Here is a 23,201-nt window from a genome sequence, read left to right as displayed (position 1 = left end):
AGACCCAAGTGCCACGTCCACAGAGAATAAAGGGACACATATGTCCATTCTGGTGAACAAGAACACCAAGGTCATCACCCAGGGTATGACCGGTGCCACCGGCACCTTCCACACCGAAACCGCTCTTGCCTATGGCACGCAGATGGTTGGCGGCGTGACCCCCGGCAAGGGCGGCACGACCCACATCGGTCTGCCGATGTTCGACACCGTTGCCGAAGCCAAGTCGAAGACCGGCGCCGACGCCTCGGTCATCTACGTTCCGCCGCCGTTCGCGGCCGACTCGATCCTGGAAGCGATCGATGCCGAAATCCCGCTGATCGTCGCGATCACCGAAGGCATCCCGGTTCTGGACATGGTCAAGGTGAAGCGCGCCCTGTCGGGTTCGAAGTCGCGCCTGATCGGCCCGAACTGCCCCGGCCTGCTGACGCCTGGCGAATGCAAGATCGGCATCATGCCCGGCAACATCTTCTCGAAGGGTTCGGTCGGCGTCGTGTCGCGTTCGGGCACGCTGACCTATGAAGCCGTGTTCCAGACCACCAATGCGGGCCTGGGCCAGACCACGGCCGTCGGCATCGGCGGTGACCCGGTCAACGGTACCAACTTCATCGACGTGCTGGAACTGTTCCTGGCCGACGACGCCACCGAATCGATCATCATGATCGGTGAAATCGGCGGCGACGCGGAAGAACAGGCTGCCCAGTTCCTGATCGACGAAGCCAAGAAGGGCCGCAAGAAGCCGATGGCCGGCTTCATCGCTGGTCGCACGGCGCCTCCGGGCCGTCGCATGGGCCACGCCGGCGCGATCGTGTCGGGCGGCAAGGGCGACGCGGAAAGCAAGATCGCGGCGATGGAAGCGGCCGGCATCAAGGTCGCTGCCAGCCCGAGCCTGCTGGGCGAGACCCTGCTGGAAGTGCTGAAGGGCTGATCCGCCTTTAAAATATGATATGGAAACGCGGCCGGGCTGCACCCCGGCCGCACTTTCCCGCTCCGCGACTGCACGCGGCATGCATGGGACACAAGACGATGGGTTACGAGAACCAGGATTTCGAGATCGAACAGGGGCCGAGCTGGGCACGCCCCAACTGGCCGTTGGCGGACACCGACGACCTGACCGGGGCGATGGACCCGACGCAGATGCAGGTGGCCGTGAAGGCTGCTGCAAAGGCGCAGGGTGCCGCTGTTTCCGAGGCCGATATCGCATCGGCTGCCGAGGACGCAATCCGCGCGCAGATGCTGATCCGCACATATCGCGTGCGCGGTCATCTGGCCGCCAATCTCGATCCGCTGGGCCTGGCCAAGCGTGACCTGCCGGCGGACCTGACCCCGGAATATCATGGCCTGACCGATGCGTCGAAGAAGGTCTTCCTGGGCGGCACGCTGGGCCTGCAGTACGCGACCGTCGCGGAGATCGTGACGATTCTGCGCCAGAATTACTGCGGCAATGTCGGCCTTGAATATATGCATATCGCGGACGTCGAAGAGCGCCGCTTCCTGCAGGAACGCCTGGAAGGCAAGGACAAGGAAATCCACTTCACGCCCGAGGGCAAGAAGGCGATCCTGGCCAAGGTCATCCAGGGCGAGCAGTATGAGAAGTTCCTGGGCCGCAAATATGTCGGCACCAAGCGCTTCGGCCTCGACGGTGGCGAGTCCATGATCCCCGCGCTCGAAGCGGTCATCAAATATGGTGGCGCATCGGGCGTGCGCGAGATCGTGTTCGGCATGGCCCATCGCGGCCGCCTGAACGTCCTCGCCAACGTCATGGCCAAGGGCTTCCGCGTCATTTTCCACGAATTCTCGGGCGGCACCGCCAATCCCGAAGACGTGGGTGGTTCGGGCGACGTGAAATATCATCTCGGCACCTCGACCGACCGTGAGTTCGACGGCGTCAAGGTCCACATGTCGCTGGTCCCCAACCCGTCGCACCTTGAAACCGTCGATCCGGTGGTGCTGGGCAAGGTCCGCGCGCAGCAGACCTTCCGCGATGACCTTACCAAGCATGAGCAGGTTCTGCCCGTGCTGATCCACGGCGACGCGGCCTTTGCCGGCCAGGGTATCGTCTGGGAATGCCTCGGCTTCTCGGGTGTCAGCGGCTACAACACCGGCGGCTGCGTCCACTTCATCATCAACAACCAGATCGGCTTCACCACCAGCCCGCAATTCTCGCGCGGCTCGCCCTATCCGTCGGACGTGGCGAAGGGTGTCCAGGCGCCGATCCTGCACGTCAATGGCGACGATCCCGAAGCCGTGACCTTCGCGACCAAGCTCGCCATGGAATATCGCCAGAAATTCCATCGCGACGTCGTCGTCGACATGTGGTGCTATCGCCGCTTCGGTCATAACGAAGGCGACGAGCCGGGCTTCACCCAGCCGCTGATGTACAAGGAAATCCGTCAGCATCCGCCGGTCAGCGACATTTATGCCGCGCGCCTGAAGGCGGAAGGCGTGGTGGACGACGCGTTCGTTTCCGGTTCGACCGACGAGTTCGTCGCCCATCTGGAAGACGAGTTCGAAGCCGCCAAGAGCTACAAGGCCAACAAGGCCGACTGGTTCGCCGGTCGCTGGTCGGGCCTGCACAAGCCGGCCGATGCCGAAACCGCGCGCCAGAGCGTGGAATCGGCGATCAACCAGAAGCTGTTCGACAGCCTGGGCCGCACGCTGACCACGGTTCCCGAAGGCCATAATGTCCACAAGACGCTGAAGCGCGTGCTGGATGCCAAGGCCGAGATGTTCAAGTCGGGTGCCAATTTCGACTGGGCGACCGGCGAGGCTCTGGCCTTCGGCTCGCTGCTGTCGGAAGGCTATGGCGTTCGCCTGTCGGGTCAGGACTCGGGTCGCGGCACCTTCAGCCAGCGTCACGCGGTCTGGACCGACCAGGACACCGAGGCCAAATATATCCCGCTTTCGACCGTGCCGCATGGCCGTTTCGAAGTGCTGGACTCGCCTTTGTCCGAATATGGCGTGCTGGGCTTCGAATATGGTTTCGCCTTGGCGGACCCGAAGAGCCTGGTGATCTGGGAAGCGCAGTTCGGCGATTTCGCCAATGGCGCACAGATCATCTTCGACCAGTATATCGCGTCGTCGGAAACCAAGTGGCTGCGGTCGAACGGCCTCGTCTGCCTGCTGCCGCACGGCTATGAAGGCCAGGGCCCCGAGCATAGCTCGGCGCGTCTGGAACGCTATCTGCAGCTCTGTGCCGAGGGCAATATCCAGGTCGCGAACATCACGACCCCGGCCAATTACTTCCACGCGCTGCGTCGCCAGATGCTGCGGCCCTTCCGTAAGCCGCTCATCATCATGGCGCCCAAGTCGCTGCTGCGTCACAAGGCTGCCGTCAGCAAGGCCGAGGACTTCCTGGGCGAAACGCACTTCAAGCGCATCCTGTCGGACCCCAACGGGTCGGCCGACAAGGATACCAAGCGCCTGGTGCTCTGCTCGGGCAAGGTCTTCTACGACCTGATGGAAGCCCGCGACGCTGCCGGCGACGCCAACACCCAGATCGTCCGTATCGAACAGATTTATCCGTTCGCCACCGACGCACTGGCCACGCGCATCGAGCGCATGACCAATCTGGACGAGGTCGTCTGGTGTCAGGAAGAACCGCGCAACAACGGCGCCTGGTTCTTCGTCGAGCCCTATATCGAGGAAGCGCTGGCCAAGGCCGGCAAGGCGCCGATGCGCGCCCGCTATGCCGGCCGCAAGGCATCGGCATCGCCTGCCACGGGCCTGGCCTCGCGCCATGTGTCCGAACAGGGCGCCCTCGTCGCCGATGCGCTGGGTCACAGCGTTCGTGAAGAAATCCGTCGCCAGAAGAAAGGCTGAGAAAGCACATGGCAACCGAAGTCAAAGTCCCCACGCTGGGCGAATCCGTTACCGAAGCAACCGTCGGTCAGTGGCTCAAGAAGCCGGGTGAAGCGGTCAAGGCCGACGAGCCGATCGTCAGCCTGGAAACCGACAAGGTCGCGGTCGACGTGCCCTCGCCGGTCGCCGGTGTCATGGGTGACCTGGTCGCCAAGGAAGGCGACACGGTCGAGGTCGGCGCGTTGCTGGCCTATGTGAACGAAGGCGGCGCCGCTGCTGCCGCTCCGGCTGCTGCCGCTGCTCCCGCCGCCAAGGCGGAAGCCGCTGCACCCGCGCCGGCCGCTTCGGCCCCGGCTGCATCGGACGACGAAGAGGGCGGCAGCCTGACCCTGTCGCCGGCGGTTCGCCGCCTGGTGCTGGAGCATGGTCTTGACCCGAGCAAGATCAAGGGCACCGGCAAGGACGGCCGTCTGACCAAGGATGACGTCATGGCTGCCGTCGCCGCCGGCACTGCCAAGGCGGCCGCCGCGACCCCGGCTTCGGCGCCTGCCGCCGACGCCCCGGCCGCTGGCCCCAGCCGCAAGCAGGAACGCGTCAAGATGACCCGCCTGCGCCAGACCGTCGCCAAGCGTCTGAAGGAAGCGCAGAACAACGCTGCCCTGCTGACCACGTACAACGACGTCGACATGACCAACGTCATCGAGGCGCGCGCCAAGTACAAGGATCTGTTCGAGAAGAAGCATGGCGTCCGTCTGGGCTTCATGGGCTTCTTCACCAAGGCCGTCTGCATGGCGCTGAAGGACATTCCGGGCGTCAACGCACAGATCGAAGGCGATGAAATCGTCTATAACGACTTCGCCGACATCTCGGTCGCCGTCTCGGCCCCGACCGGCCTGGTCGTTCCGGTCATCCGCAATGCGGAAAGCCTGAGCGTCGCTGCCATTGAAAAGACCATCGGCGGCTTCGGCAAGAAGGCCAAGGAAGGCAAGCTGACGATGGAAGATATGAAGGGCGGCACCTTCACCATCTCCAACGGCGGCGTGTTCGGTTCGCTGCTGTCCAGCCCGATCATCAACCCGCCCCAGTCGGCGGTTCTGGGCCTGCACCGCATCGAGGACCGCCCGGTCGTCCGTAACGGCCAGATCGTGATCCGCCCGATGATGTACCTCGCGCTCAGCTATGACCATCGTCTGATCGACGGTCGTGAAGCGGTGACCTTCCTTGTCGCGGTCAAGAACGCGATCGAGGATCCGACCCGTCTGCTGATCGACCTGTAATAATCACCATTTATTGTTGCCCCGGCTTCGGCCGGGGCGCCTCTTGCCCTTGATTTGGGGCAGAGCGATGCCAGTTAGGCTGGCATGACTGGAGAAGGGAAAACCCCATGTCCGATTTCGATTATGACGTCCTGGTTATCGGTGCTGGCCCGGGTGGCTATGTCGCCGCGATCCGCGCTGCACAGCTGGGCCTGAAGACCGCCTGCGCCGAAAGCCGCGAGACGCTGGGCGGCACCTGCCTCAACGTCGGCTGCATCCCGTCCAAGGCGCTGCTGCACGCCTCGGAACTCTATGACGAGGCCGCCAATGGCGCGCTCGCCAAGCTGGGCGTCAAGATCGACAAGATGAGCCTGGACCTGCCCACCATGCAGGGCCAGCGCGTCGATGCCATCAAGGGCCTGACCGGCGGCATCGAATATCTGTTCAAGAAGAACAAGGTGACCTGGCTCAAGGGCTTGGCCAGCTTCACCGGCGCCAACACCGTCGAAGTGAATGGCGAGAAGGTGACGGCGAAGAACATCGTCATCGCCACCGGTTCGTCGGTTGCCCCGCTGCCGGGCGTGGCCGTGGACAATGCGGGCGGTAGAATCGTCGATTCGACCGGCGCGCTGGAACTGGACAAGGTTCCGGGCCATCTGGTCGTCGTCGGTGGCGGCGTCATCGGCCTGGAACTGGGGTCGGTGTGGAAGCGCCTGGGCGCCAAGGTGACCGTGGTCGAATATCTCGACCAGATCCTGCCCGGCATGGACGGCGAAGTCCGCAAGGAAGCCAACAAGATCTTCAAGAAGCAGGGCTTCGAATATAAGCTCGGCACCAAGGTGACCGGCGCCGAAGTCGGCAAGTCGGGTGTGACCCTGACCGTCGAACCCGCCGCCGGTGGCGAAGCCGAGAAGATCGAAGCGGACGTTGTGCTGGTGTCGATCGGTCGTCGTCCCAACACCGAGGGCCTGGGCCTCGACAAGATCGGCCTGGAACTGAACGCGCGCGGTCAGATCGAGACCGATCATGAGTTTGGCACCAAGGTTCCGGGCGTCTGGGCGATTGGCGACGTCATCCCCGGCCCGATGCTGGCGCACAAGGCCGAGGACGAAGGCATTGCCGTCGCCGAGAATATCGCGGGCCTGACCGGCATCGTGAATCATGACGTGATCCCCTCGGTGGTTTACACTAAGCCGGAAATCGCGGGCGTGGGCCTGACCGAGGAAGCCGCCAAGGAACGTGGCGCCGTCAAGGTCGGCAAGTTCCCGATGATGGCGAACAGCCGTGCGAAAACCAATCACGAGCCCGACGGCTTCGTGAAGATCATTGCCGACGCCGAAACCGACAAGGTGCTGGGCGTGTGGATCATCGCCACCGTTGCCGGCACGATGATCGCACAGGCCGCGCAGGCCATGGAATTCGGCGCGTCGAGCGAAGACATCGCTTACACCTGCCATGCGCATCCGACGCACAGCGAAGCGATCAAGGAAGCGGCGATGGCCGTGACCGGCAAGCCGATCCACATGTGATCGACCGCGCTATCGCAGTTTAAGGGAAGGGGCCTCCGCCAAGCGGGGGCCTTTTTCTTTTGGGAAAAGAGCGTGCGCTGCTTTATCCCGCGCGGATGAACCAATTCCCCTCCAGCCAGTCGGTGCCCTCGGCCAATCCGGAACGGCTGTTCTTCGCGCTATGGATCATCTTTTCGGTGCTGACCGCGCTGGCCGACATCATCGCGATCGTGCGCCATCCCGAAATGACGCTGCAGATATTGCCGCAGACAGTCTTGGGACTGGCGGTGTGCCTGCCCTTCGGCGCGGTCGCGATCCTGCTGCGACGCCGGCGGCTCAAGCGCCAGGCGGCACGGGACGCCTTTCTTCAGGCGATGGCGCGGCTCGACTGAGCATCGCCGGCGGGCGCCAGCGCGGGCCGAATGGCGACGCGGTTGCGGCCCTTTTCCTTTGCCTCATACAGCGCGCTGTCGGCCCGTGCGATCGCGTCATGGATCGAACGGTCGGCGCGGTGCAGGCTGGTGAGGCCGAAGCTGGCGGTGAGCGGGCCGGGCAGGCCAAGCCGGCTTGCCACCTGTTGGGCGAAACGCAGCCGGATCGCGTCGGCTATGCCGGTCGCCATGGCGGGGTCTGCGCCGGGCAGGAAGAGGATGAATTCCTCGCCGCCGAAGCGGGCAATTACGGCATCGACGGGGGCGAGCGCCCGCAGGGTATCGGCCAGCGCAACGATCACCCGGTCGCCCAGCGCATGGCCATGGGCGTCGTTGACCCGCTTGAAATGGTCGATGTCGCAGGCGATCAGGCTGCCGCTGGTGCCATGGCGCGCCACAGCTTCCTCGAACCCGCGCCGGTTGAGCAGGCCCGACAGCGGATCGACATGGGCATCATGGCGATAGCGGGTGAGCACGTCCTGCATGGCTGCCGCGAGCGCCGATAGCGCCAGGAACAGGCCGAACATGCAGGCCAATGCCTGCATCAGGAAGGCATATTGGCTGTCGCGGAACGGCACGCCACCGGGCAGGGTGAAGGACACGCTGCTGCCGCGCAGCAGATTGTCGAGCGCCACCAGCGTGACGGCGGCATAGAGGGCGCGATCGGGCCAGCCGCGCAACTGGCCGCGGCCCGCAATCAGCGGAATGGAAATCAGCAGGAAGCAGCCGAAATCGGACGACACCAGTTCCAGCGGGATGGTGTCCCGCATCACCGCAAAGCTGCAGATCAGGATCGATATCGCCCAGATGGCGATGCGCAGGCTCAGCACCCAATTGGGGCGCCAGCGCGCCAGCAGCGCCTGGCTGAACAGCAGGAAGCCGGTGGCAAAGGCGGTGTCGGCGACGATGCCCCACAGGTCCGTCGGCAGGAAGTCGAACGCGACCGGCACGGAAAAGCCCGTGGCGACGCTGAAGAAGGCACCGCTCCACCAGCCGGCCTCGCGCGCGCCCCAACCCCAGACGATGAGGAAGGCGACGCCGAAGCTGGCCATCATGATGGGCAGGAAGAAGGCGAAATTCTCACCCACGAAGCGCGACCGATCCTTTGTGCAGTATGACGGCATGACGTCACATCATGCAGGAGCGCCATCCTGCATTATCCGGTAAATGTCGATGGTTAAGAGAGCGTAACGGTTGCGACGGGCCGAGCGGGAAAGTGGCTAAACTGGATCAGAAATGCGGCTTGCGCTTCTCGCGGAACGCCGCGACGCCTTCGGCGAAATCGGGATAGGTGAAGGCGTCGCGGAACATCTCCAGCGTCACCATGTCGTCATCCGTCTGTCCGTCGAGGATGCGGCGGACCATCGCTTTGGACGCGCGCACGCTATGCTGGGCATTGGCGGCAATCTCGCGGGCCAATGCGTCAGCGGCGGCCAACGGATCGGCGGCGATCTCGTCGACCAGGCCGATGGCAAGCGCCGCCTCGGCATCGTGCAGCGCGCCGGTGAAGAGGATGCGTTTGGCCCGTGCCGGCCCGACCAGATCGACCAGCAGGCGGGTGTCGAACAGCGAATAGACGATGCCGAGCCTGGCCGGGGTGATGCCCAGCCGCGCGGTGGGCGCCGCGATGCGCAGGTCGCAGGCGATCGCCAGCCCGCATCCGCCGCCGACACAATCGCCGTCGATCGCCGCGATCACCGGCTTTTCCGCATGGGCCAGCGCATATTGGCTGGCGCGGATCGCGGCCTGGTTGGCGGCGCGCCAGTCGGCATCGCCCGAACAGGCGGCAAATTCGTTGATGTCGGCGCCGGCGCAGAACAGGCCGGGCGTCGCCGAGGCAAGGATCAGCACGCGGATGTCCGCATCGGCCATGGCGTCGGCGACCAGGTGGGGCAGAGCCTCCCACATCGCCTGGGTCATGGCATTGCGGCGATCGGCCCGGTCGATCAGCAGCCGGGCGACCGCGCCGTCCCGCTCCAGGCGCAAGCTCATGCCGGCCAGGCTTCCAGCATCGGCACCAGTTCGTCGAAATGGTGGATCACCGCATCGGCCTCCAGATTTTCGACCGGACCGTCGAGGAAGCCGAAGCTGACCGCGATGCTGGGAATGCCGGCATTGCGGGCGCCCGCAATGTCGTTGATCGTGTCACCCAGGAAGATGGTGCGGCCGCCACCGGCCCGCTCGATCATCGCATGGATCGGCGCCGGATCGGGCTTGGCGATGCCGACCGTGTCACCGGCCACGACCGAGGCGAAACGGTCGAACAGGCCCAATTGGTGTAGCAAGGGAAGCGTGAATCGTTCTGCCTTGTTGGTGCAGATGGCGAGCTTCACGCCGCGCTCCGCCAGCGCATCCAGCATCGCCATCATGCCGGGATAGGGCAGGGAGTGGAGCGCCAGATTCTGCTGATAATAATCGAGCAGGATCGGCAGCGTCTGGTCGAGGATCGCTTCGTCATAGCCGCCCGATGCGTCGAGCGCGCGCTGCAGCATCACCTTGGCGCCCTTGCCGACGAAGGGCCGGATGGAATCGACCGGGAAGGGGGCTCGGCCGATCGTGCCGATCGCATAATTGACCGCCGCGGCCAGATCGCCGCTGGTGTCGAGCAGGGTGCCGTCGAGGTCGAAGCCGACAATGTCGAAGGATAAGCGTGCCATGGCATCGCCATGCCGCGTCGGCGGTGGCAATGGCAAGGCAAACATGGCAGAGAGCCGTGATATTCCAGACCACTTGAACAAGAAGGACGCGCTTGCCGTGACCGCACCCAGCTCCAATGCCCGGCCCCTCGCAGTCGTCATCCTTGCCGCCGGGCAGGGCACCCGGATGAAGTCCGGCACGCACAAGGTGCTGCACCCGATCGCCGGGCGGCCGATGCTGCTGCACCTGCTTGCCAGCGTCGCGGACCTGCTGCCCGAGCGGCAGGTGGTCGTGGTCGGCGCCGGCCGCGAGCAGGTGGAAAAGGCGATCGAGGGCAGTGGTGTCGCCATCGCCGTGCAGGAACAGCAGCTTGGCACCGGTCATGCCGTGGCGCAGGCGCATGATGCGCTGGCGGGCTTCGCCGGCGATGTGCTGATCCTCTATGGTGACGTGCCGCTGGTCAGCGGCGCGACGATGAAGGCGATGCTCGATCGGCTGAGCCGGGGCGACGAGCCGCGCGCGGTGGTGCTGGGCTTCCGCCCGGATGATGCCGCCGCCTATGGCCGGATCATCGCCGATGGCCAGGGCATTATCGAGAAGATGGTCGAGTTTAAGGATGCGAGCGAGGCCGAGCGCGCCGTCACCCTGTGCAACAGCGGCCTGATGGCGGTGCGGGCGAGCGACCTGTTCGTGTTGCTCGACCAGATCGGCAACAACAATGCGGCCGGCGAATATTATCTGCCCGACATCATCATGCTGCCCGGCGCGAACAGCGCCGTGATCGAGACGGAAGCGTGGGAAGTGGCCGGCGTCAACAGCCGCGCCGAGCTGGCCGGCGTCGAAGCCGTGTGGCAGGACCGCCGCCGCGCCGAAGCAATGCGCGAGGGCGTGACCCTGGTCGCGCCGCAGACCGTCTTCTTCGCGCACGACACGGTGCTGGGCCGCGACGTGACGGTCGAACCCAATGTCGTCTTCGGGCCGGGTGTCACCATCGCCGACAATGTCGTCATCCATGCCTTCTCCCATCTGGAGGGCGCGACCGTGGCCAGCGGCGCCGACATCGGCCCCTATGCCCGGCTGCGTCCGGGCGCCGACATCGGCCCCAAGGCGAAGGTCGGCAATTTCGTCGAGATCAAGAAGGCGCGCCTCGACGAAGGAGCGAAGGTCAATCACCTCTCCTATATCGGCGACGCCAGTGTCGGCGCCGCCGCCAATATCGGCGCGGGCACCATCACCTGCAATTATGACGGCTTCTTCAAGTACAAGACGCAGATCGGTGCGGGCGCCTTCATCGGCTCCAACAGCGCGCTGGTCGCGCCGGCGACGATCGGCGATGGCGCGATCGTCGCGGCGGGCAGCGTTGTGACCAAGCCGGTTCCGGCCGACGCGCTGTGCCTCGTCCGCCCGCAACAGGAAAGCAAGCCGGGCTGGGCGGCGGCGTTCCGCACCCGCATGCGCGAGCGGAAGGCGAAGGCTTGAATTTCATCCGGCGCCGGCCGTTTCTGTCCGCCCTGCTGTTCCTGCTGCTGGTCGCGGTAGCAGGGCCGCTCTGGCTGTTGATGAATGCGCGCGCCATGCCGGTCGTGCGACGCGCCGATGTCGTGCTGCCTTTCCCGGCGGGCGCGTCGCAGCAGCCGATCCGGGTCGCGCTGCTGACGGACACCCATCTTTCCGGGCCGGACAACAGCCCGGCGCGGATGGCGCGGATCGTGGCCCAGATCAACGGCCTCAGGCCGGATCTGATCCTGCTGGGCGGCGACTATATCGGCGACAATAAATGGGGTGCGACCTATGATGCGCGCGCTGCCATCGCCCCGTTCGCGGGCTTGCGTGCGCCGATGGGCGTGGTCGCGGTGCTGGGCAATCATGACAGCCGCAGCAGGAAGAATCGGGTGGCGCTGAGCGCCGATGACTGGCAGCGCGCCTTTGCCGATCTGGGCATCACCCTGGTGCAGGATGGCGCGGTGCGGCGCGGGCCGCTGGCGATCGGCGGCCTCAAGGATATCTATACCCGCAAGCCTGACATACCCGATACGCTGAAGGCGATGCAGGACATTGGCGGCGCGCCGGTGATCCTGTCGCATGGACCCGACGTCTTCCCGCTGTTGCCCGATGCGCCGTCGCTGACCCTGGTTGGCCATACCCATTGCGGGCAGGTGGCACTGCCCTTTGCCGGGATCGTCTATGTCCCCTCCCGCTATGGCACCCGCTATGCCTGTGGCCGTTATCAGGATGGCAGGAAGGCGATGATCGTGTCCGGGGGCGTGGGCACCAGCGGCCTGCCCTTCCGCATGCTGGCGCCGCCCGATATCTGGCTGATCACCGTCCGGCCTCGATGACATTCTTTTCATGGCTCAGCCATGGCGCTGTTGCCTGACCGGCATTAATGGCATGGCGACAAAGCTGTCCTATATGGACGCTATCTGACTAATCTGGTTCGGCGGGGCTTTCCACCATGTGCGGTATCATCGGAATTATTGGTAAGGATCAGGTCGCGGAGCGGCTGGTCGATGGCCTCAAGCGGCTGGAATATCGCGGCTATGACAGCGCCGGTGTCGCCACCGTGCATGATGGTCGGATCGATCGCCGCCGGGCCGAGGGCAAACTCAACAATCTGGTCAAGGAATTGGCCGCCTCGCCGCTGGCCGGCACCACCGGCATCGCCCATACCCGCTGGGCCACCCATGGCGCGCCGACCACCAGCAATGCGCACCCGCATGCGACCGGCGAAGTGGCGCTGGTCCACAATGGCATCATCGAGAATTTCAAGCCGCTGCGCGACGAACTGATTGCCCGCGGCCGCACCTTCGACAGCCAGACCGACACCGAAGTGGTCGCCCATCTGGTCAGCGAACTGGTGGAGCAGGGCGTGGCGCCGAAGGATGCCGTGGCGCAGGTGTTGCCGCGTCTGCACGGTGCCTTCGCGCTTGCCATCCTGTTCAAGAGCCATCCCGACATGCTGATCGGCGCGCGCCTCGGCTCGCCGCTGGTCGTGGGCTATGGCGATGGCGAAACCTTCCTGGGGTCCGATGCGCTGGCGCTGGCGCCGCTGACCCAGCGCATCGCCTATCTGGACGAGGGCGACTGGGTCGTCATCACCAGGGACGGCGCCGAAATCTTCGACAAGGACAATAACCCGGTCGAACGCCCCGTCACCATTTCCGGCGTGTCCGGGGCGATGATCGACAAGGGCAATCATCGCCACTTCATGCAGAAGGAAATCTACGAGCAGCCGGTCGTCGTGGCCCAGACGCTCAAGGCCTATCTGCAGCGGATGGACGACCGCGTGTCGCTGCCGATCCCGGATTTCGACCTGTCGACCATCCGCCGTGTCACCATCGTCGCCTGCGGCACCAGCTTCTATGCCGGCATGGTCGCGCGCTACTGGTTCGAACAGTTCGCCCGCGTGCCGGTCGATTTGGATTTCGCCTCCGAGTTCCGCTACCGCGAGCCGGTGATGGAGGAGGGCGGCCTGGCCCTCTTCATCAGCCAGTCGGGCGAGACTGCCGACACGCTGGCAGCGCTGCGCTATGCCCGCGCCCAGGGGCAGAAGATCGCCGTCGTCGTCAATGTGCCGACCAGCTCGATGGCGCGCGAGGCCGACCTGCTGCTACCGACCCATGCCGGCCCGGAAATCGGCGTCGCATCGACCAAGGCCTTCACCTGCCAGCTCGCCGTGCTGGCCGCCTTCGCCGCCAATCTGGCGCGGGCCAAGGGCAAGCTCAGCGCCAAGGACGAGAAGGAAATCGTCCGTCACCTCGCCGAAGCGCCCGCCGCGATCAACGGCGCGCTCGCCTATGACGAGGCGATCGAGGCGATGGCCCATCATATCGTGCCGGCGCGCGACGTGCTGTATCTCGGCCGTGGCACCGATTATCCGCTGGCGCTCGAAGGCGCGCTCAAGCTCAAGGAAATCAGCTATATCCATGCCGAGGGCTATGCCGCCGGCGAGATGAAGCATGGCCCGATCGCGCTGATCGACGAACTGGTGCCGGTGATCTGCATCGCGCCCAGCGGCCCCTTGTTCGAAAAAACCGTCAGCAACATGCAGGAAGTGCAGGCGCGCGGAGGCAAGGTGGTGCTGATTTCCGACTATGACGGGGTGCAGGCGGCAGGCGAGGGGTGCCTCGCCACCATCACCATGCCCAAGGTCCACCCGCTGATCGCGCCGATGGTCTATGCTGTGCCGGTTCAGCTGCTGGCCTATCATGTCGCCGTGCTGAAGGGCACCGACGTCGATCAGCCGCGCAATCTGGCCAAGAGCGTCACCGTCGAATAATCGGCCGCCACGCAGCGGCGGCCGATCCGAGGGATAGGGTCAGCCGCCGCCCGGCGAATTATGGCCGCCCGCCGGCACCGGGCCGCCGCTTGGCGCGTGGCTGTGGTCGGGATTGCTGTCCCAGTCGATATGATAGAGGTCGAAGCGGCGGTCGCGCAGGTTGCGGACCGTGCCTTCGGCCCGCGCCCAGCTCAAATCGGCCAGGTTCACATCCGCCATGGTCAGCGTTTCGACATTCTCGCTCGCCTCAGCGGCGATGCCGTCACGGGCAAAGGGCAGGTCGCACGGCGTCAGGATCGCGCTCTGGGCATATTGGATGTCCATATTGTCGACGTTCGGCAGATTGCCGACGTTACCCGACATCACGACATAGCATTGATTTTCGATCGCGCGGGCCTGCGCGCAATAGCGCACGCGCATATAGCCCAGGCGCGAGTCGGTGCAGAAGGGGACGAAGATGATGCGCGCGCCCTGGTCGACCAGGCGCCGGGCCAGTTCGGGAAATTCGCTGTCATAGCAGATCAGTACCCCGATCGGCCCGCAATCGGTCTGGATCACGTCGAGCGCGTCGCCGCCCTTGATGTTCCACCAGAAGGCTTCGTTGGGGGTCGGGTGGATCTTCTCCTGGGTGTGGACCGATCCGTCGCGCAGCGCGACATAGGCGATATTCTGGATGTCGCCATCGTCGGCGCGGGTCGGGTGCGATCCGCCGATGATGTTGATATTATATTCCAGCGCCATCCGCGTCAGTTCCTTGGTCAGGCGCGGGGTATAGCCGGTCAGCTTGTCGATCGCCTCGATCGGCGACAGCTTCTTCGTCTCGAACGAGAGCAGCGGCAGGGTGAACAGCTCGGGGAAGACGATGAAGTCCGATCGGTAATCCGCCGCGACATCGACGAAATATTCGATGTTGCGGACGAACTCGTCAAAATCCTTCACCGCGCGTGCCTGCAACTGGCAGGTGGCGAGGCGGACGCTTTCCACGCCGCGCGGCACCCGCATTTCGGGCGCCTCGTCCGGGTCGACATAGGGATTGCGCCAGACCAGATGGGCGGCATGGCCGTCCGACTGCTTGTCTTCAGGCAGGTAATTTTCCAGCACGCCCAGCGGCTCGAACTGGTTCTTCAACTGAAAGCTGATGACCTGGTCGCGCAGCTTGCCGCTGACCACCTTATCCAGATAGTCGGCTGCGCTGCCGACGCGGCGCTTGGCGCGGGCATAGCCGGGCATGCGGCCGGCGATGACGATGCCGTGCAGGTCCAGTTCCTCGGCCAGTTCCTTGCGCTCGTCATAGAGGCGCTGGCCGATGCGCAGCCCGCGCAGCTTGGGATCGACCGCCATTTCATAGCCATAAAGCCATTCGCCCGCGGCGCTGTGCCGAGTGCCGAAACCGTTGGCGGTGATTTCCTCCCAGTCATGATGGGAAAAGGCCATCGCCTTGCTGACGCGCATGGTGGCGCAATAGCCCACGACCTTGCTGTCGTAGAGGGCGACAAAGCAGCCATTGGGGAAATTGTTGATCTGGCCGCGGATGGTGGCCAGCGAATAATTGGGCATGCCAGGATAGGCGCGGGCGATCAGCCGCTGGATGCCGCGCACATCGCCGGGCACCGCCGCCCGGACTTCCAGGCGCTTCTTGGCTGTCGTGGTCATGCTTTGCTCCCGTCGCATCAATCCGAAAAGGAAAAGGCGGCGCCGGGATGCGGCGCCGCCTCGTTCCGTTTCCGTATTGAAAGCTTCAGGAAGCGATCAGTTCCGGTAAAAAGCCTTTATCAGGCCCACTTGGCCATTTCGGCTTCCAGATTGACGCGGATCGCCTCGAAGAACTGCTCCGTGGTCATCCAGGCCTGATCCGGGCCGATCAGCAGGGCCAGATCCTTGGTCATCGCGCCACCTTCGACGGTCTTGATGCAGACCTGCTCCAGCGTCTCGGCGAACTTGGTGACTTCGGGCGTACCGTCGAACTTGCCGCGGAACGACAGGCCCTGGGTCCAGGCGAAGATCGAGGCGATCGGGTTGGTCGAGGTCGCCTTGCCCTGCTGGTGCTGGCGATAATGGCGGGTGACGGTGCCGTGCGCGGCTTCGGCTTCCACGGTCTTGCCGTCGGGCGACAGCAGGACGGAGGTCATCAGGCCGAGCGAGCCGAAGCCCTGGGCCACGGTGTCCGACTGGACGTCGCCGTCATAATTCTTGCAGGCCCAGACGAACTTGCCGCTCCACTTCAGCGCCGATGCGACCATGTCGTCGATCAGGCGGTGTTCGTAGATGATGCCCTTGGCCTTGAACGCTTCGGCGAATTCGGCGTCGAACACTTCCTGGAACAGATCCTTGAAGCGGCCGTCATAGGCCTTGAGGATGGTGTTCTTGGTCGACAGGTACAGCGGCCATCCGCGATCGAGCGCATAGTTCATGCTGGCGCGGGCGAAGTCGCGGATCGAATCGTCCAGATTGTACATGCCCATGGCAACGCCGGCCGACGGGAAGTTGAACACTTCCTTCTCGATCTTCTCGCCATTTTCGCCGTCCCAGATCATGCGCAGCTTGCCGGCGCTGGGGACGACGAAGTCGGTCGCCTTATACTGGTCACCGAATGCATGGCGGCCGATGACGATCGGGTCGGTCCAGCCCGGAACCAGGCGGGGGACATTCTTGATGACGATCGGTTCGCGGAACACGACGCCGCCCAGGATGTTGCGGATCGTGCCGTTGGGCGAGCGCCACATCTGCTTGAGGTTGAATTCCTCGACGCGCGCTTCGTCCGGGGTGATGGTCGCGCACTTCACGCCGACGCCATATTCCTTGATCGCGTTGGCCGCGTCGACGGTGATCTGGTCGTTGGTCTCGTCGCGCTTCTCGACCGAAAGATCGTAATATTTCAGGTCGATGTCGAGATAGGGCTTGATCAGACGCTCACGGATCCATTCCCAGATGATGCGGGTCATTTCGTCGCCGTCGATTTCCACGACGGGGTTTTTCACCTTGATCTTCGCCATAGCGCCTATTCGCCTTCTTCTCTTGGGTGGAATTATGGGGACGCCCTAGGCAAAGCGGCGCCAATGTTCAACCGTCCAGCGCCGGTTTTCCGGCCGATCATGCGATGCATGCGCAAGACTGTTGTGCGATGCGCGTTCATGCCGGGAGCCAAGGACGGGGATCGTCGTTGTCAGGATCAATGTCTCCCCCTAAAGACATGCCCATGGAAAATGACGAGATCACGATTGCCGCAGGCGGCAATGTCAAATGGCGCTTCCCCTCGGTCCATCCCGAAGGGGTGAAGTTCGGTGCGATCGCGGCTGCGATCACCGGCCTGTTCTTCGTGATGGGTTGGGAAATCATCGGCTGGCTGATGCTGATGGTGACCATCTGGGTGCTGGCCTTCTTCCGCGATCCGATCCGCGCCGTGCCGCAGGATGAAGGCGCGATCATCGCCCCGGCGGATGGCCTGGTGACGCTGATCCAGCGCGTGCCGCCGCCGCGCGAGATGGCCGGGCCCGATGGTCTGGGCGATCAGCCGCTGATCCGCGTGTCGATCTTCATGAGCGTGTTCGACGTCCATATCAACCGCACCCCGATCGGCGGCACGGTGAAGGCCGTCACCTATATTTCGGGCAAGTTCCTCAACGCAGATCTCGACAAGGCGAGCGAGGATAATGAGCGCCAGCATATCCTGGTCGAGCGCCATGACGGGCTGCGCGTCGGCTTCACCCAGATTGCCGGCCTTGTTGCGCGCCGCATCGTGCCCTTCGTCAAGCCGGGCGACATGGTCGCCGCCGGCCAGCGCATCGGCCTCATCCGCTTTGGCAGCCGTGTCGATGTCTATCTGCCCGCTGGCACCGCGCCGCGCGTGATCCTGGGCCAGCGCACCGTCGCGGGCGAAACGATCCTGGGCCAGATCGGCGATCGCCGCGTGATCGCGGGCATCCAGCAGTGAGGCGGCGTCGCGCCGTTCCGCGCGGGCTGCGGCGCGGCATCACGCTGCGCATGCTGGCACCCAATGCGGTGACGGCGATGGCGCTGTGCTTCGGCCTCACCGGCGTGCGCTACGGCATTTCGGGTGAGTGGGAGCGGGCGGTGCTGTCCATCCTGTTCGCCGGCATGCTCGACGGACTCGACGGCCGGATCGCCCGGATGCTGCGGGGCGAGAGCCGCTTTGGCGCCGAACTGGATTCGCTGTCCGATTCGATTGCCTTCGGTGTCGCGCCGGCGCTGATCCTCTATCTCTGGTCGCTGCATGCCATGCCGAAATTCGGCTGGATCTTCGCGCTCGCCCATGCCCTGTCCTGCGCGCTGCGCCTGGCGCGGTTCAACGCCAATATCGATGTCGAGGAACAGCCGCACAAATCGGCCGGCTTCCTGACCGGCGTGCCGGCGCCCGCGGGTGCCGGCCTCACCTTCGTGCCGCTCTATCTGTGGATGGTGACGGGTGAAGAGATTTTCCGCGCCTGGTATGTGGTCGCGCCCTGGACCGCGTTCGTGGCCTTCCTGATGATCTCCAGCATCGCCACCTATAGCTGGTCGGCGCTGCGGTTGCGCAAACGCATCCGGCTGGAACTCATCGCCTTTGTCGGCCTGCTGGCGGCGGCGCTGGCGACCCAGCCCTGGCTCACCCTGCTGCTGATCTGCGGTGTCTATGTGCTGCTGATCCCGTTCGGCATCCTGTCCTACGCCAAGGTGCGCAAGCAGCCTGTTGGCTGAGCCTTATGCCCTGTTCAGGCAGCGAGGGCGCTGCCGGGCAGGGCGGGGGCGGACAGGGTGGCGGCGCGAACCGGCTGGCGCACGCGGTTCCGCGTGATGCGGATATGATAGACGGGCGGGGTCTGAGGAATCGGCTCGAACAGCAAAGCTGCCGCCATCTTCTGATGATAGAGCGCAAACATCCAGGCAATGGTGCCGACCGCCAGCAGAAAGGCGGCGGAGAAAATGGTCGCTGCAACAATGGTGAACATGGCCGCTGACTTTCTATCTTGCCATTTGCACGCTTAGGCTCACTATGTCGGTGCAAACGGGCGTTTAGACTGTTTGTTCCATCTGTTCACTTTATGTTCTCATATTGAGAGCGAGTCAACCCCTTGCGCGACGGGGTTTTGGGCGTTAAAGGCGCGCCCATTCCACATGGGAATCGACATATCCGGTGCCGGACGGGTCTTTGAGACCATCCAAGGTTCCTGATTCCCAGAGGTAGCAACCGGAAGGAGAAATGATTATGGCGACCCCCGTCGTCACCATGCAGCAATTGATCGAGGCTGGCGCCCACTTCGGCCACCAGACCCACCGCTGGAACCCGCGGATGAAGCCGTACATCTTCGGCGACCGCAACGGCATCCACATTCTTGACCTGTCGCAGACCGTGCCGCTCTTTGCGCGCGCCCTCGACTTCGTGTCGGCCACCGTCGCTGGCGGCGGCAAGGTTCTGTTCGTCGGCACCAAGCGCCAGGCCCAGGATCCGATCGCCGAAGCCGCCCGCAAGTCGGGCCAGCACTTCGTCAACCACCGCTGGCTGGGCGGCATGCTCACCAACTGGAAGACCATTTCGGGCTCGATCAAGCGCCTGAAGACCCTCGAAGAGAAGCTGTCGGGCGATACCCACGGCTTCACCAAGAAGGAAGTCCTCCAGATGACCCGCGAGCGTGAGAAGCTGGAACTGTCGCTGGGCGGCATTCGCGACATGAACGGCATCCCCGATGTCATGTTCGTGATCGACGCCAACAAGGAAGAACTGGCGATCAAGGAAGCCAACACCCTGGGTATCCCGGTTGTCGCCATCCTCGACTCGAACGTCTCGCCCGATGGCATCGCCTTCCCGGTTCCGGCGAACGATGACGCCAGCCGCGCCATTCGCCTCTACTGCGACGCCGTGGCCGCCGCCGCCACCAAGGGCAACCGTGGTGCGCAGCAGGCTTCGGGCATCGACCTGGGCGCTCTGGATGAGCCCGAGGCCGAAGAGGTCGTCGCGCAGGCCTGATCCGCGGTCTTCGAACTGCAAGAATGACAGGCTAGGGCGCGGTCCATTACGGAACGCGCCCTAGTGCTTATCTGATTAAACCCCTTTTGATTTAGGAGCCTCAACATGGCCGAGATTACCGCTGCCGCCGTCAAGGAACTGCGCGACCGTTCGGGCGCGGGCATGATGGATTGCAAGAAGGCCCTCACCGAAGCCAATGGCGACATCGAAGCGGCGACCGACTGGCTGCGCGCCAAGGGTCTGGCTGCTGCCCAGAAGAAGTCGAGCCGCACCGCCGCTGAAGGCCTGGTCGGCGTTGCCGTCGCCGGCACCAAGGGCGTTGCCGTCGAAGTGAACAGCGAAACCGACTTCGTCGCCAAGAACGACCAGTTCCAGGACTTCGTTCGCACCGTGTCGACCGTTGCGCTGGAATCGGGCGCGGCTGACGCCGAAGCCCTGTCGGCCCAGCCGCACCCCGCCGGCGGCACCATCGCTGAAAAGCTGGTCGCCAACATTGCCACCATCGGCGAAAACCAGAATCTGCGTCGCGTCGCCCATGTCGAAGTGACCGAAGGCGTCGTCGTGCCCTACGTCCACAACGCCGCTGCGCCGGGTCTCGGCAAGATCGGCGTGCTCGTCGCGCTCGAAGGCGATGCCCCCGCCGACGTTCTGGAGCCGCTGGGCAAGCAGCTGGCCATGCACATCGCCGCTGCCTTCCCGCTGGCCCTGTCGGCTGACGACATCGATCCGGCCCTGCTGGAGCGTGAGCGCGCGATCGCCGCTGAAAAGGCTGCCGAATCGGGTAAGCCCGCCGAAATCGTCGCCAAGATGGTCGACGGCGCGGTTGCCAAGTTCGCCAAGGAGCAGGCCCTGCTCTCGCAGCTGTTCGTGATGGACAACAAGACCCCGATCGCCGACGTCGTCGCCAAGGCGGCCAAGGATGCCGGCAAGTCGATCTCGCTCAAGTCCTATGTCCGCTTCCAGCTGGGCGAAGGCATCGAGAAGGAAGTCAGCGACTTCGCCGCCGAAGTGGCTGCTGCCGCCGGCGCCTGATCGCCGATCGAGCGACAAGCAAAGGGAAGGGGCGTCCTGCGGGGCGCCCTTTTTCTATGAGAGCATGGTGCGTTCGGCGGTCGGGGCCGGTCGGGCCGGGCACCATCGGTGCCGCTTTCTCCATGAAGAGGCTGGAGCGCACGACAAACGCCCCTTGGCATCGCGCTTTACCGCCTCTAATGTCCCGGCCGCTTCCCCTGCCAACCATCAAGGATTCTTGCCCCACATGACCCGGCCAGCCTTCAAACGCATCCTGCTGAAATTGTCGGGCGAGGTGCTGATGGGGTCCGGCCAGTTCGGCATCGATCCCGAGACCGTCGATCGCGTCGCTGGCGAAATCGCCGCCGCGAAGGATGCGGGCTTCGAACTGTGCGTGGTCGTCGGTGGCGGCAACATCTTCCGCGGTCTGGCCGGTGCGGCCAAGGGCTTCGATCGCACCAGCGCCGACTATATGGGCATGCTGGCGACCGTGATGAACGCGCTGGCGGTGCAGAATGCGCTGGAAAAGATCGGCTGCGACACCCGCGTCCAGTCGGCCATTCCGATGGCGTCGGTGTGCGAACCCTATATCCGGCGCAAGGCCGTGCGCCATATGGAGAAGGGCCGGATCGTGATCTTCGCGGCGGGCACCGGCAATCCCTTCTTCACCACCGATACCACCGCAGCCCTGCGCGCGGCGGAAATGAACTGCGACGCGCTGTTCAAGGGCACCAGTGTCGATGGCATCTATGATGCCGATCCCAAGAAGGTGGCGGACGCCACCCGCTATGAGGCGATCAGCTTCGACCAGGTGCTGACCGACAATCTCAAGGTCATGGACGCCAGCGCGATCGCGCTGTGCCGTGAAAATCATATTCCCATCGTCGTCTTCAACATCCGCGAGGAAGGCAACCTGGCCAAGGTGCTGGCGGGTGAAGGCACCGCGACGATCGTGCAAAATCAGGAGCGCTAATAATGGCCCAGTATAACAAGTCCGACCTCGAACGCCGCATGGCCGGCGCGATCGAAGCGCTGAAGGGCGATCTCACCGGTCTGCGCACCGGCCGCGCCAATGTGCAGCTGCTCGATCCCGTCATGGTCACCGTCTATGGCGCCAACATGCCGCTGAACCAGGTCGCCACCGTGTCGGCGCCTGAGCCGCGCATGCTGTCGGTTCAGGTGTGGGACAAGGCCAATGTCGGCCCCTGCGACAAGGCGATCCGCTCGGCGGGCCTGGGCCTCAACCCGATCGTCGACGGCCAGACGCTGCGCCTGCCGATCCCGGACCTCACCGAGGAACGCCGCAAGGAACTGGCCAAGCTCGCCAGCAAATATGCCGAAGGCGCGCGCGTCGCCGTCCGCAACGTCCGTCGCGACGGCATGGACAGCCTGAAGACCGACGAGAAGAAGGGCGAGATCAGCGAAGACGAGCGCAAGCGTCTGGAAACCGAAGTCCAGAAGCTGACCGACGCCACCATCGTGGATATCGACGCGGCCGCTTCGGCCAAGGAAAAGGAAATCCTCGGCCAGTAAGCCGGGGCTTTTCTTTCGCGGCCAAAGCACGCATTCCTATCTGATGGCCACACAAGCCAAGCCCGATCTTACCAGCGCTGCGCCTGCCCATGGTGCGCGTCATGTCGCCATCATCATGGACGGCAATGGCCGCTGGGCGAAGAAGCGGCTGTTGCCGCGCATCGCCGGCCATCGCGCCGGGGTGGAAGCGGTGCGCCGCGTCGCCCGCGCGGCGCAGGATATGGGCCTTGAATGCCTGACGCTCTATGCTTTCTCTTCGGAGAACTGGAAGCGTCCGGCGGCCGAAGTGTCCGACCTGATGGGGCTGCTGCGCCATTTCATCCAGTCGGATATCGATGAATTCCATGCCAATGGCGTGCGGCTGCGGGTGATCGGCAACTACAAGGCGCTCGAGCCTGGCCTGGTCGAGTTGATCGAAAGCGCGATGGCGCGCACCGCCGCCAACACTGGCCCGGTGATTGCGATCGCGCTCAACTATGGCGCGCAGGACGAGATGGTGCGCGCGGCGCAGCGTCTGGCGCAGCGGGTGGCGAGCGGTGCATTGTCGGCCGAGAATATCGGCATCGAGGCGATCGATGCCGAACTCTACACCGCCGACCTGCCGCCGCTCGACCTGCTGATCCGCACCTCGGGCGAACAGCGGCTCAGCAATTTCATGCTGTGGCAGGCGGCTTATGCCGAACTCTATTTTACCGATATGCTCTGGCCCGATTTCGATGGCCGGGCATTGGCGCAGGCGCTCGACGCCTTCCGCATGAGGGACCGCCGTTTCGGCGGACTGTGAAT

21 protein-coding genes are annotated in these 23,201 nt (G+C 64.4%); 15 read left to right on the top strand and 6 right to left on the bottom strand.

The features are described from left to right. The first annotated feature begins 40 nt into the window (after positions 1 to 40). The 5 genes from sucD (at position 41) to N6H05_RS22200 (ending at position 6,954) form a co-directional block, all read left to right on the top strand. On the top strand, positions 41 to 925 hold the full coding sequence (gene sucD, locus N6H05_RS22220) for a succinate--CoA ligase subunit alpha (protein ID WP_004211155.1): 885 nt from the start codon (positions 41 to 43) through the stop codon (positions 923 to 925). Between the two features lie 98 nt (positions 926 to 1,023). Further along, complete coding sequence (locus N6H05_RS22215) at positions 1,024 to 3,819, top strand: 2-oxoglutarate dehydrogenase E1 component (RefSeq protein WP_125998785.1); 2,796 nt, start codon at positions 1,024 to 1,026, stop codon at positions 3,817 to 3,819. Between the two features lie 8 nt (positions 3,820 to 3,827). Beyond that, on the top strand, positions 3,828 to 5,075 hold the full coding sequence (odhB, locus tag N6H05_RS22210) for a 2-oxoglutarate dehydrogenase complex dihydrolipoyllysine-residue succinyltransferase (RefSeq protein ID WP_004211157.1): 1,248 nt from the start codon (positions 3,828 to 3,830) through the stop codon (positions 5,073 to 5,075). 107 nt (positions 5,076 to 5,182) lie between these two features. Further along, the gene (gene lpdA, locus N6H05_RS22205) at positions 5,183 to 6,583 is read left to right on the top strand and encodes a dihydrolipoyl dehydrogenase (RefSeq protein ID WP_284111722.1); all 1,401 of its coding nucleotides are present in this window, start codon (positions 5,183 to 5,185) and stop codon (positions 6,581 to 6,583) included. Positions 6,584 to 6,678: 95 nt separating this feature from the next. Further along, positions 6,679 to 6,954, top strand: coding sequence for a hypothetical protein (locus N6H05_RS22200; RefSeq protein WP_284111721.1), 276 nt, complete (start codon positions 6,679 to 6,681; stop codon positions 6,952 to 6,954). Here N6H05_RS22200 and N6H05_RS22195 read toward each other — a convergent pair. The 3 genes from N6H05_RS22195 to N6H05_RS22185 all read right to left on the bottom strand — a co-directional run bounded on the left by N6H05_RS22195 (position 6,930) and on the right by N6H05_RS22185 (position 9,650). Then, positions 6,930 to 8,081 carry a GGDEF domain-containing protein gene (locus N6H05_RS22195; RefSeq protein WP_284111720.1) on the bottom strand — a complete coding sequence of 384 codons (1,152 nt, stop codon included), beginning with the start codon at positions 8,079 to 8,081 and terminating at the stop codon, positions 6,930 to 6,932. The genes N6H05_RS22200 and N6H05_RS22195 overlap by 25 nt on opposite strands. 142 nt (positions 8,082 to 8,223) lie before the next feature. Beyond that, positions 8,224 to 8,985 (bottom strand): enoyl-CoA hydratase/isomerase family protein, encoded by a 762-nt coding sequence (locus tag N6H05_RS22190; protein WP_284111718.1) that lies wholly within the window; start codon positions 8,983 to 8,985, stop codon positions 8,224 to 8,226. After that, a complete protein-coding gene (locus N6H05_RS22185; RefSeq protein ID WP_284111717.1) occupies positions 8,982 to 9,650 on the bottom strand; it encodes an HAD family hydrolase in 669 nt (222 codons plus the stop codon). Before N6H05_RS22185 ends, N6H05_RS22190 begins: the two co-directional genes overlap by 4 nt. Before the next feature lie 166 nt (positions 9,651 to 9,816). Here N6H05_RS22185 and glmU point away from each other — a divergent pair, with 166 nt between their 5' ends. The 3 genes from glmU to glmS all read left to right on the top strand — a co-directional run bounded on the left by glmU (position 9,817) and on the right by glmS (position 13,909). Beyond that, complete coding sequence (gene glmU / locus N6H05_RS22180) at positions 9,817 to 11,109, top strand: bifunctional UDP-N-acetylglucosamine diphosphorylase/glucosamine-1-phosphate N-acetyltransferase GlmU (protein WP_284114297.1); 1,293 nt, start codon at positions 9,817 to 9,819, stop codon at positions 11,107 to 11,109. After that, positions 11,106 to 11,969 (top strand): metallophosphoesterase, encoded by an 864-nt coding sequence (locus N6H05_RS22175; protein ID WP_284111716.1) that lies wholly within the window; start codon positions 11,106 to 11,108, stop codon positions 11,967 to 11,969. Before glmU ends, N6H05_RS22175 begins: the two co-directional genes overlap by 4 nt. 116 nt (positions 11,970 to 12,085) lie before the next feature. Beyond that, on the top strand, positions 12,086 to 13,909 hold the full coding sequence (gene glmS, locus N6H05_RS22170; RefSeq protein ID WP_284111715.1) for a glutamine--fructose-6-phosphate transaminase (isomerizing): 1,824 nt from the start codon (positions 12,086 to 12,088) through the stop codon (positions 13,907 to 13,909). A gap of 39 nt (positions 13,910 to 13,948) precedes the next feature. Here glmS and N6H05_RS22165 read toward each other — a convergent pair whose 3' ends face one another. Together N6H05_RS22165 and N6H05_RS22160 are read right to left on the bottom strand one after the other, a co-directional pair. Then, the gene (locus N6H05_RS22165; RefSeq protein ID WP_284111714.1) at positions 13,949 to 15,562 is read right to left on the bottom strand and encodes a bifunctional GNAT family N-acetyltransferase/carbon-nitrogen hydrolase family protein; all 1,614 of its coding nucleotides are present in this window, start codon (positions 15,560 to 15,562) and stop codon (positions 13,949 to 13,951) included. A gap of 119 nt (positions 15,563 to 15,681) precedes the next feature. Beyond that, on the bottom strand, positions 15,682 to 16,902 hold the full coding sequence (locus N6H05_RS22160) for an NADP-dependent isocitrate dehydrogenase (RefSeq protein WP_284111713.1): 1,221 nt from the start codon (positions 16,900 to 16,902) through the stop codon (positions 15,682 to 15,684). A 203-nt stretch (positions 16,903 to 17,105) separates the two neighbouring features. On the opposite strand from N6H05_RS22160, the gene N6H05_RS22155 reads away from it, so the two are divergent. Continuing rightward, positions 17,106 to 17,840: a phosphatidylserine decarboxylase gene (locus N6H05_RS22155; protein WP_029547694.1), complete on the top strand. Its 735-nt coding sequence runs from the start codon at positions 17,106 to 17,108 to the stop codon at positions 17,838 to 17,840. Between the two features lie 50 nt (positions 17,841 to 17,890). Further along, entirely contained in the window at positions 17,891 to 18,604 is a 714-nt protein-coding gene (locus tag N6H05_RS22150) for a CDP-alcohol phosphatidyltransferase family protein (protein WP_284114296.1), read from the top strand. Positions 18,605 to 18,618: 14 nt separating this feature from the next. Here N6H05_RS22150 and N6H05_RS22145 read toward each other — a convergent pair whose 3' ends face one another. Further along, positions 18,619 to 18,855, bottom strand: coding sequence for a hypothetical protein (locus N6H05_RS22145; RefSeq protein ID WP_284111712.1), 237 nt, complete (start codon positions 18,853 to 18,855; stop codon positions 18,619 to 18,621). A 257-nt stretch (positions 18,856 to 19,112) separates the two neighbouring features. On the opposite strand from N6H05_RS22145, the gene rpsB reads away from it, so the two are divergent. From rpsB to N6H05_RS22120, 5 genes are all read left to right on the top strand, one after another. Next, complete coding sequence (gene rpsB, locus N6H05_RS22140) at positions 19,113 to 19,871, top strand: 30S ribosomal protein S2 (RefSeq protein ID WP_010337471.1); 759 nt, start codon at positions 19,113 to 19,115, stop codon at positions 19,869 to 19,871. 105 nt (positions 19,872 to 19,976) lie between these two features. Then, the gene (tsf, locus tag N6H05_RS22135) at positions 19,977 to 20,903 is read left to right on the top strand and encodes a translation elongation factor Ts (RefSeq protein WP_010337470.1); all 927 of its coding nucleotides are present in this window, start codon (positions 19,977 to 19,979) and stop codon (positions 20,901 to 20,903) included. Positions 20,904 to 21,129: 226 nt separating this feature from the next. Next, a complete protein-coding gene (pyrH, locus tag N6H05_RS22130; RefSeq protein ID WP_004211175.1) occupies positions 21,130 to 21,855 on the top strand; it encodes a UMP kinase in 726 nt (241 codons plus the stop codon). 2 nt (positions 21,856 to 21,857) lie between these two features. Continuing rightward, a complete protein-coding gene (gene frr, locus N6H05_RS22125; protein WP_004211176.1) occupies positions 21,858 to 22,415 on the top strand; it encodes a ribosome recycling factor in 558 nt (185 codons plus the stop codon). 43 nt (positions 22,416 to 22,458) lie between these two features. Next, entirely contained in the window at positions 22,459 to 23,199 is a 741-nt protein-coding gene (locus tag N6H05_RS22120; RefSeq protein WP_284111710.1) for an isoprenyl transferase, read from the top strand. The last annotated feature ends 2 nt before the right edge of the window (positions 23,200 to 23,201 follow it).

Source organism: Sphingobium sp. WTD-1, from assembly GCF_030128825.1.
Taxonomy (GTDB): domain Bacteria; phylum Pseudomonadota; class Alphaproteobacteria; order Sphingomonadales; family Sphingomonadaceae; genus Sphingobium.
Note: the sequence above shows the minus strand (reverse complement) of the source record. Positions and strands in the feature narration are given on the sequence as shown.

Excerpts from the sequence above, each read along its gene's own strand:
- odhB (WP_004211157.1), top strand. The coding sequence starts at position 3,828 with ATGGCAACCGAAGTCAAAGTCCCCACGCTGGGCGAATCCGTTACCGAA.
- N6H05_RS22190 (WP_284111718.1), bottom strand. The coding sequence starts at position 8,985 with ATGAGCTTGCGCCTGGAGCGGGACGGCGCGGTCGCCCGGCTGCTGATC.
- N6H05_RS22150 (WP_284114296.1), top strand. The coding sequence starts at position 17,891 with ATGCTGGCACCCAATGCGGTGACGGCGATGGCGCTGTGCTTCGGCCTC.
- N6H05_RS22155 (WP_029547694.1), top strand. The coding sequence starts at position 17,106 with ATGGAAAATGACGAGATCACGATTGCCGCAGGCGGCAATGTCAAATGG.
- glmS (WP_284111715.1), top strand. The coding sequence starts at position 12,086 with ATGTGCGGTATCATCGGAATTATTGGTAAGGATCAGGTCGCGGAGCGG.
- N6H05_RS22120 (WP_284111710.1), top strand. The coding sequence starts at position 22,459 with ATGGCCACACAAGCCAAGCCCGATCTTACCAGCGCTGCGCCTGCCCAT.
- lpdA (WP_284111722.1), top strand. The coding sequence starts at position 5,183 with ATGTCCGATTTCGATTATGACGTCCTGGTTATCGGTGCTGGCCCGGGT.
- glmU (WP_284114297.1), top strand. The coding sequence starts at position 9,817 with ATGAAGTCCGGCACGCACAAGGTGCTGCACCCGATCGCCGGGCGGCCG.
- tsf (WP_010337470.1), top strand. The coding sequence starts at position 19,977 with ATGGCCGAGATTACCGCTGCCGCCGTCAAGGAACTGCGCGACCGTTCG.
- N6H05_RS22165 (WP_284111714.1), bottom strand. The coding sequence starts at position 15,562 with ATGACCACGACAGCCAAGAAGCGCCTGGAAGTCCGGGCGGCGGTGCCC.
- N6H05_RS22215 (WP_125998785.1), top strand. The coding sequence starts at position 1,024 with ATGGGTTACGAGAACCAGGATTTCGAGATCGAACAGGGGCCGAGCTGG.
- N6H05_RS22200 (WP_284111721.1), top strand. The coding sequence starts at position 6,679 with ATGAACCAATTCCCCTCCAGCCAGTCGGTGCCCTCGGCCAATCCGGAA.
- pyrH (WP_004211175.1), top strand. The coding sequence starts at position 21,130 with ATGACCCGGCCAGCCTTCAAACGCATCCTGCTGAAATTGTCGGGCGAG.
- N6H05_RS22185 (WP_284111717.1), bottom strand. The coding sequence starts at position 9,650 with ATGGCACGCTTATCCTTCGACATTGTCGGCTTCGACCTCGACGGCACC.
- sucD (WP_004211155.1), top strand. The coding sequence starts at position 41 with ATGTCCATTCTGGTGAACAAGAACACCAAGGTCATCACCCAGGGTATG.
- rpsB (WP_010337471.1), top strand. The coding sequence starts at position 19,113 with ATGGCGACCCCCGTCGTCACCATGCAGCAATTGATCGAGGCTGGCGCC.
- N6H05_RS22160 (WP_284111713.1), bottom strand. The coding sequence starts at position 16,902 with ATGGCGAAGATCAAGGTGAAAAACCCCGTCGTGGAAATCGACGGCGAC.
- frr (WP_004211176.1), top strand. The coding sequence starts at position 21,858 with ATGGCCCAGTATAACAAGTCCGACCTCGAACGCCGCATGGCCGGCGCG.
- N6H05_RS22145 (WP_284111712.1), bottom strand. The coding sequence starts at position 18,855 with ATGTTCACCATTGTTGCAGCGACCATTTTCTCCGCCGCCTTTCTGCTG.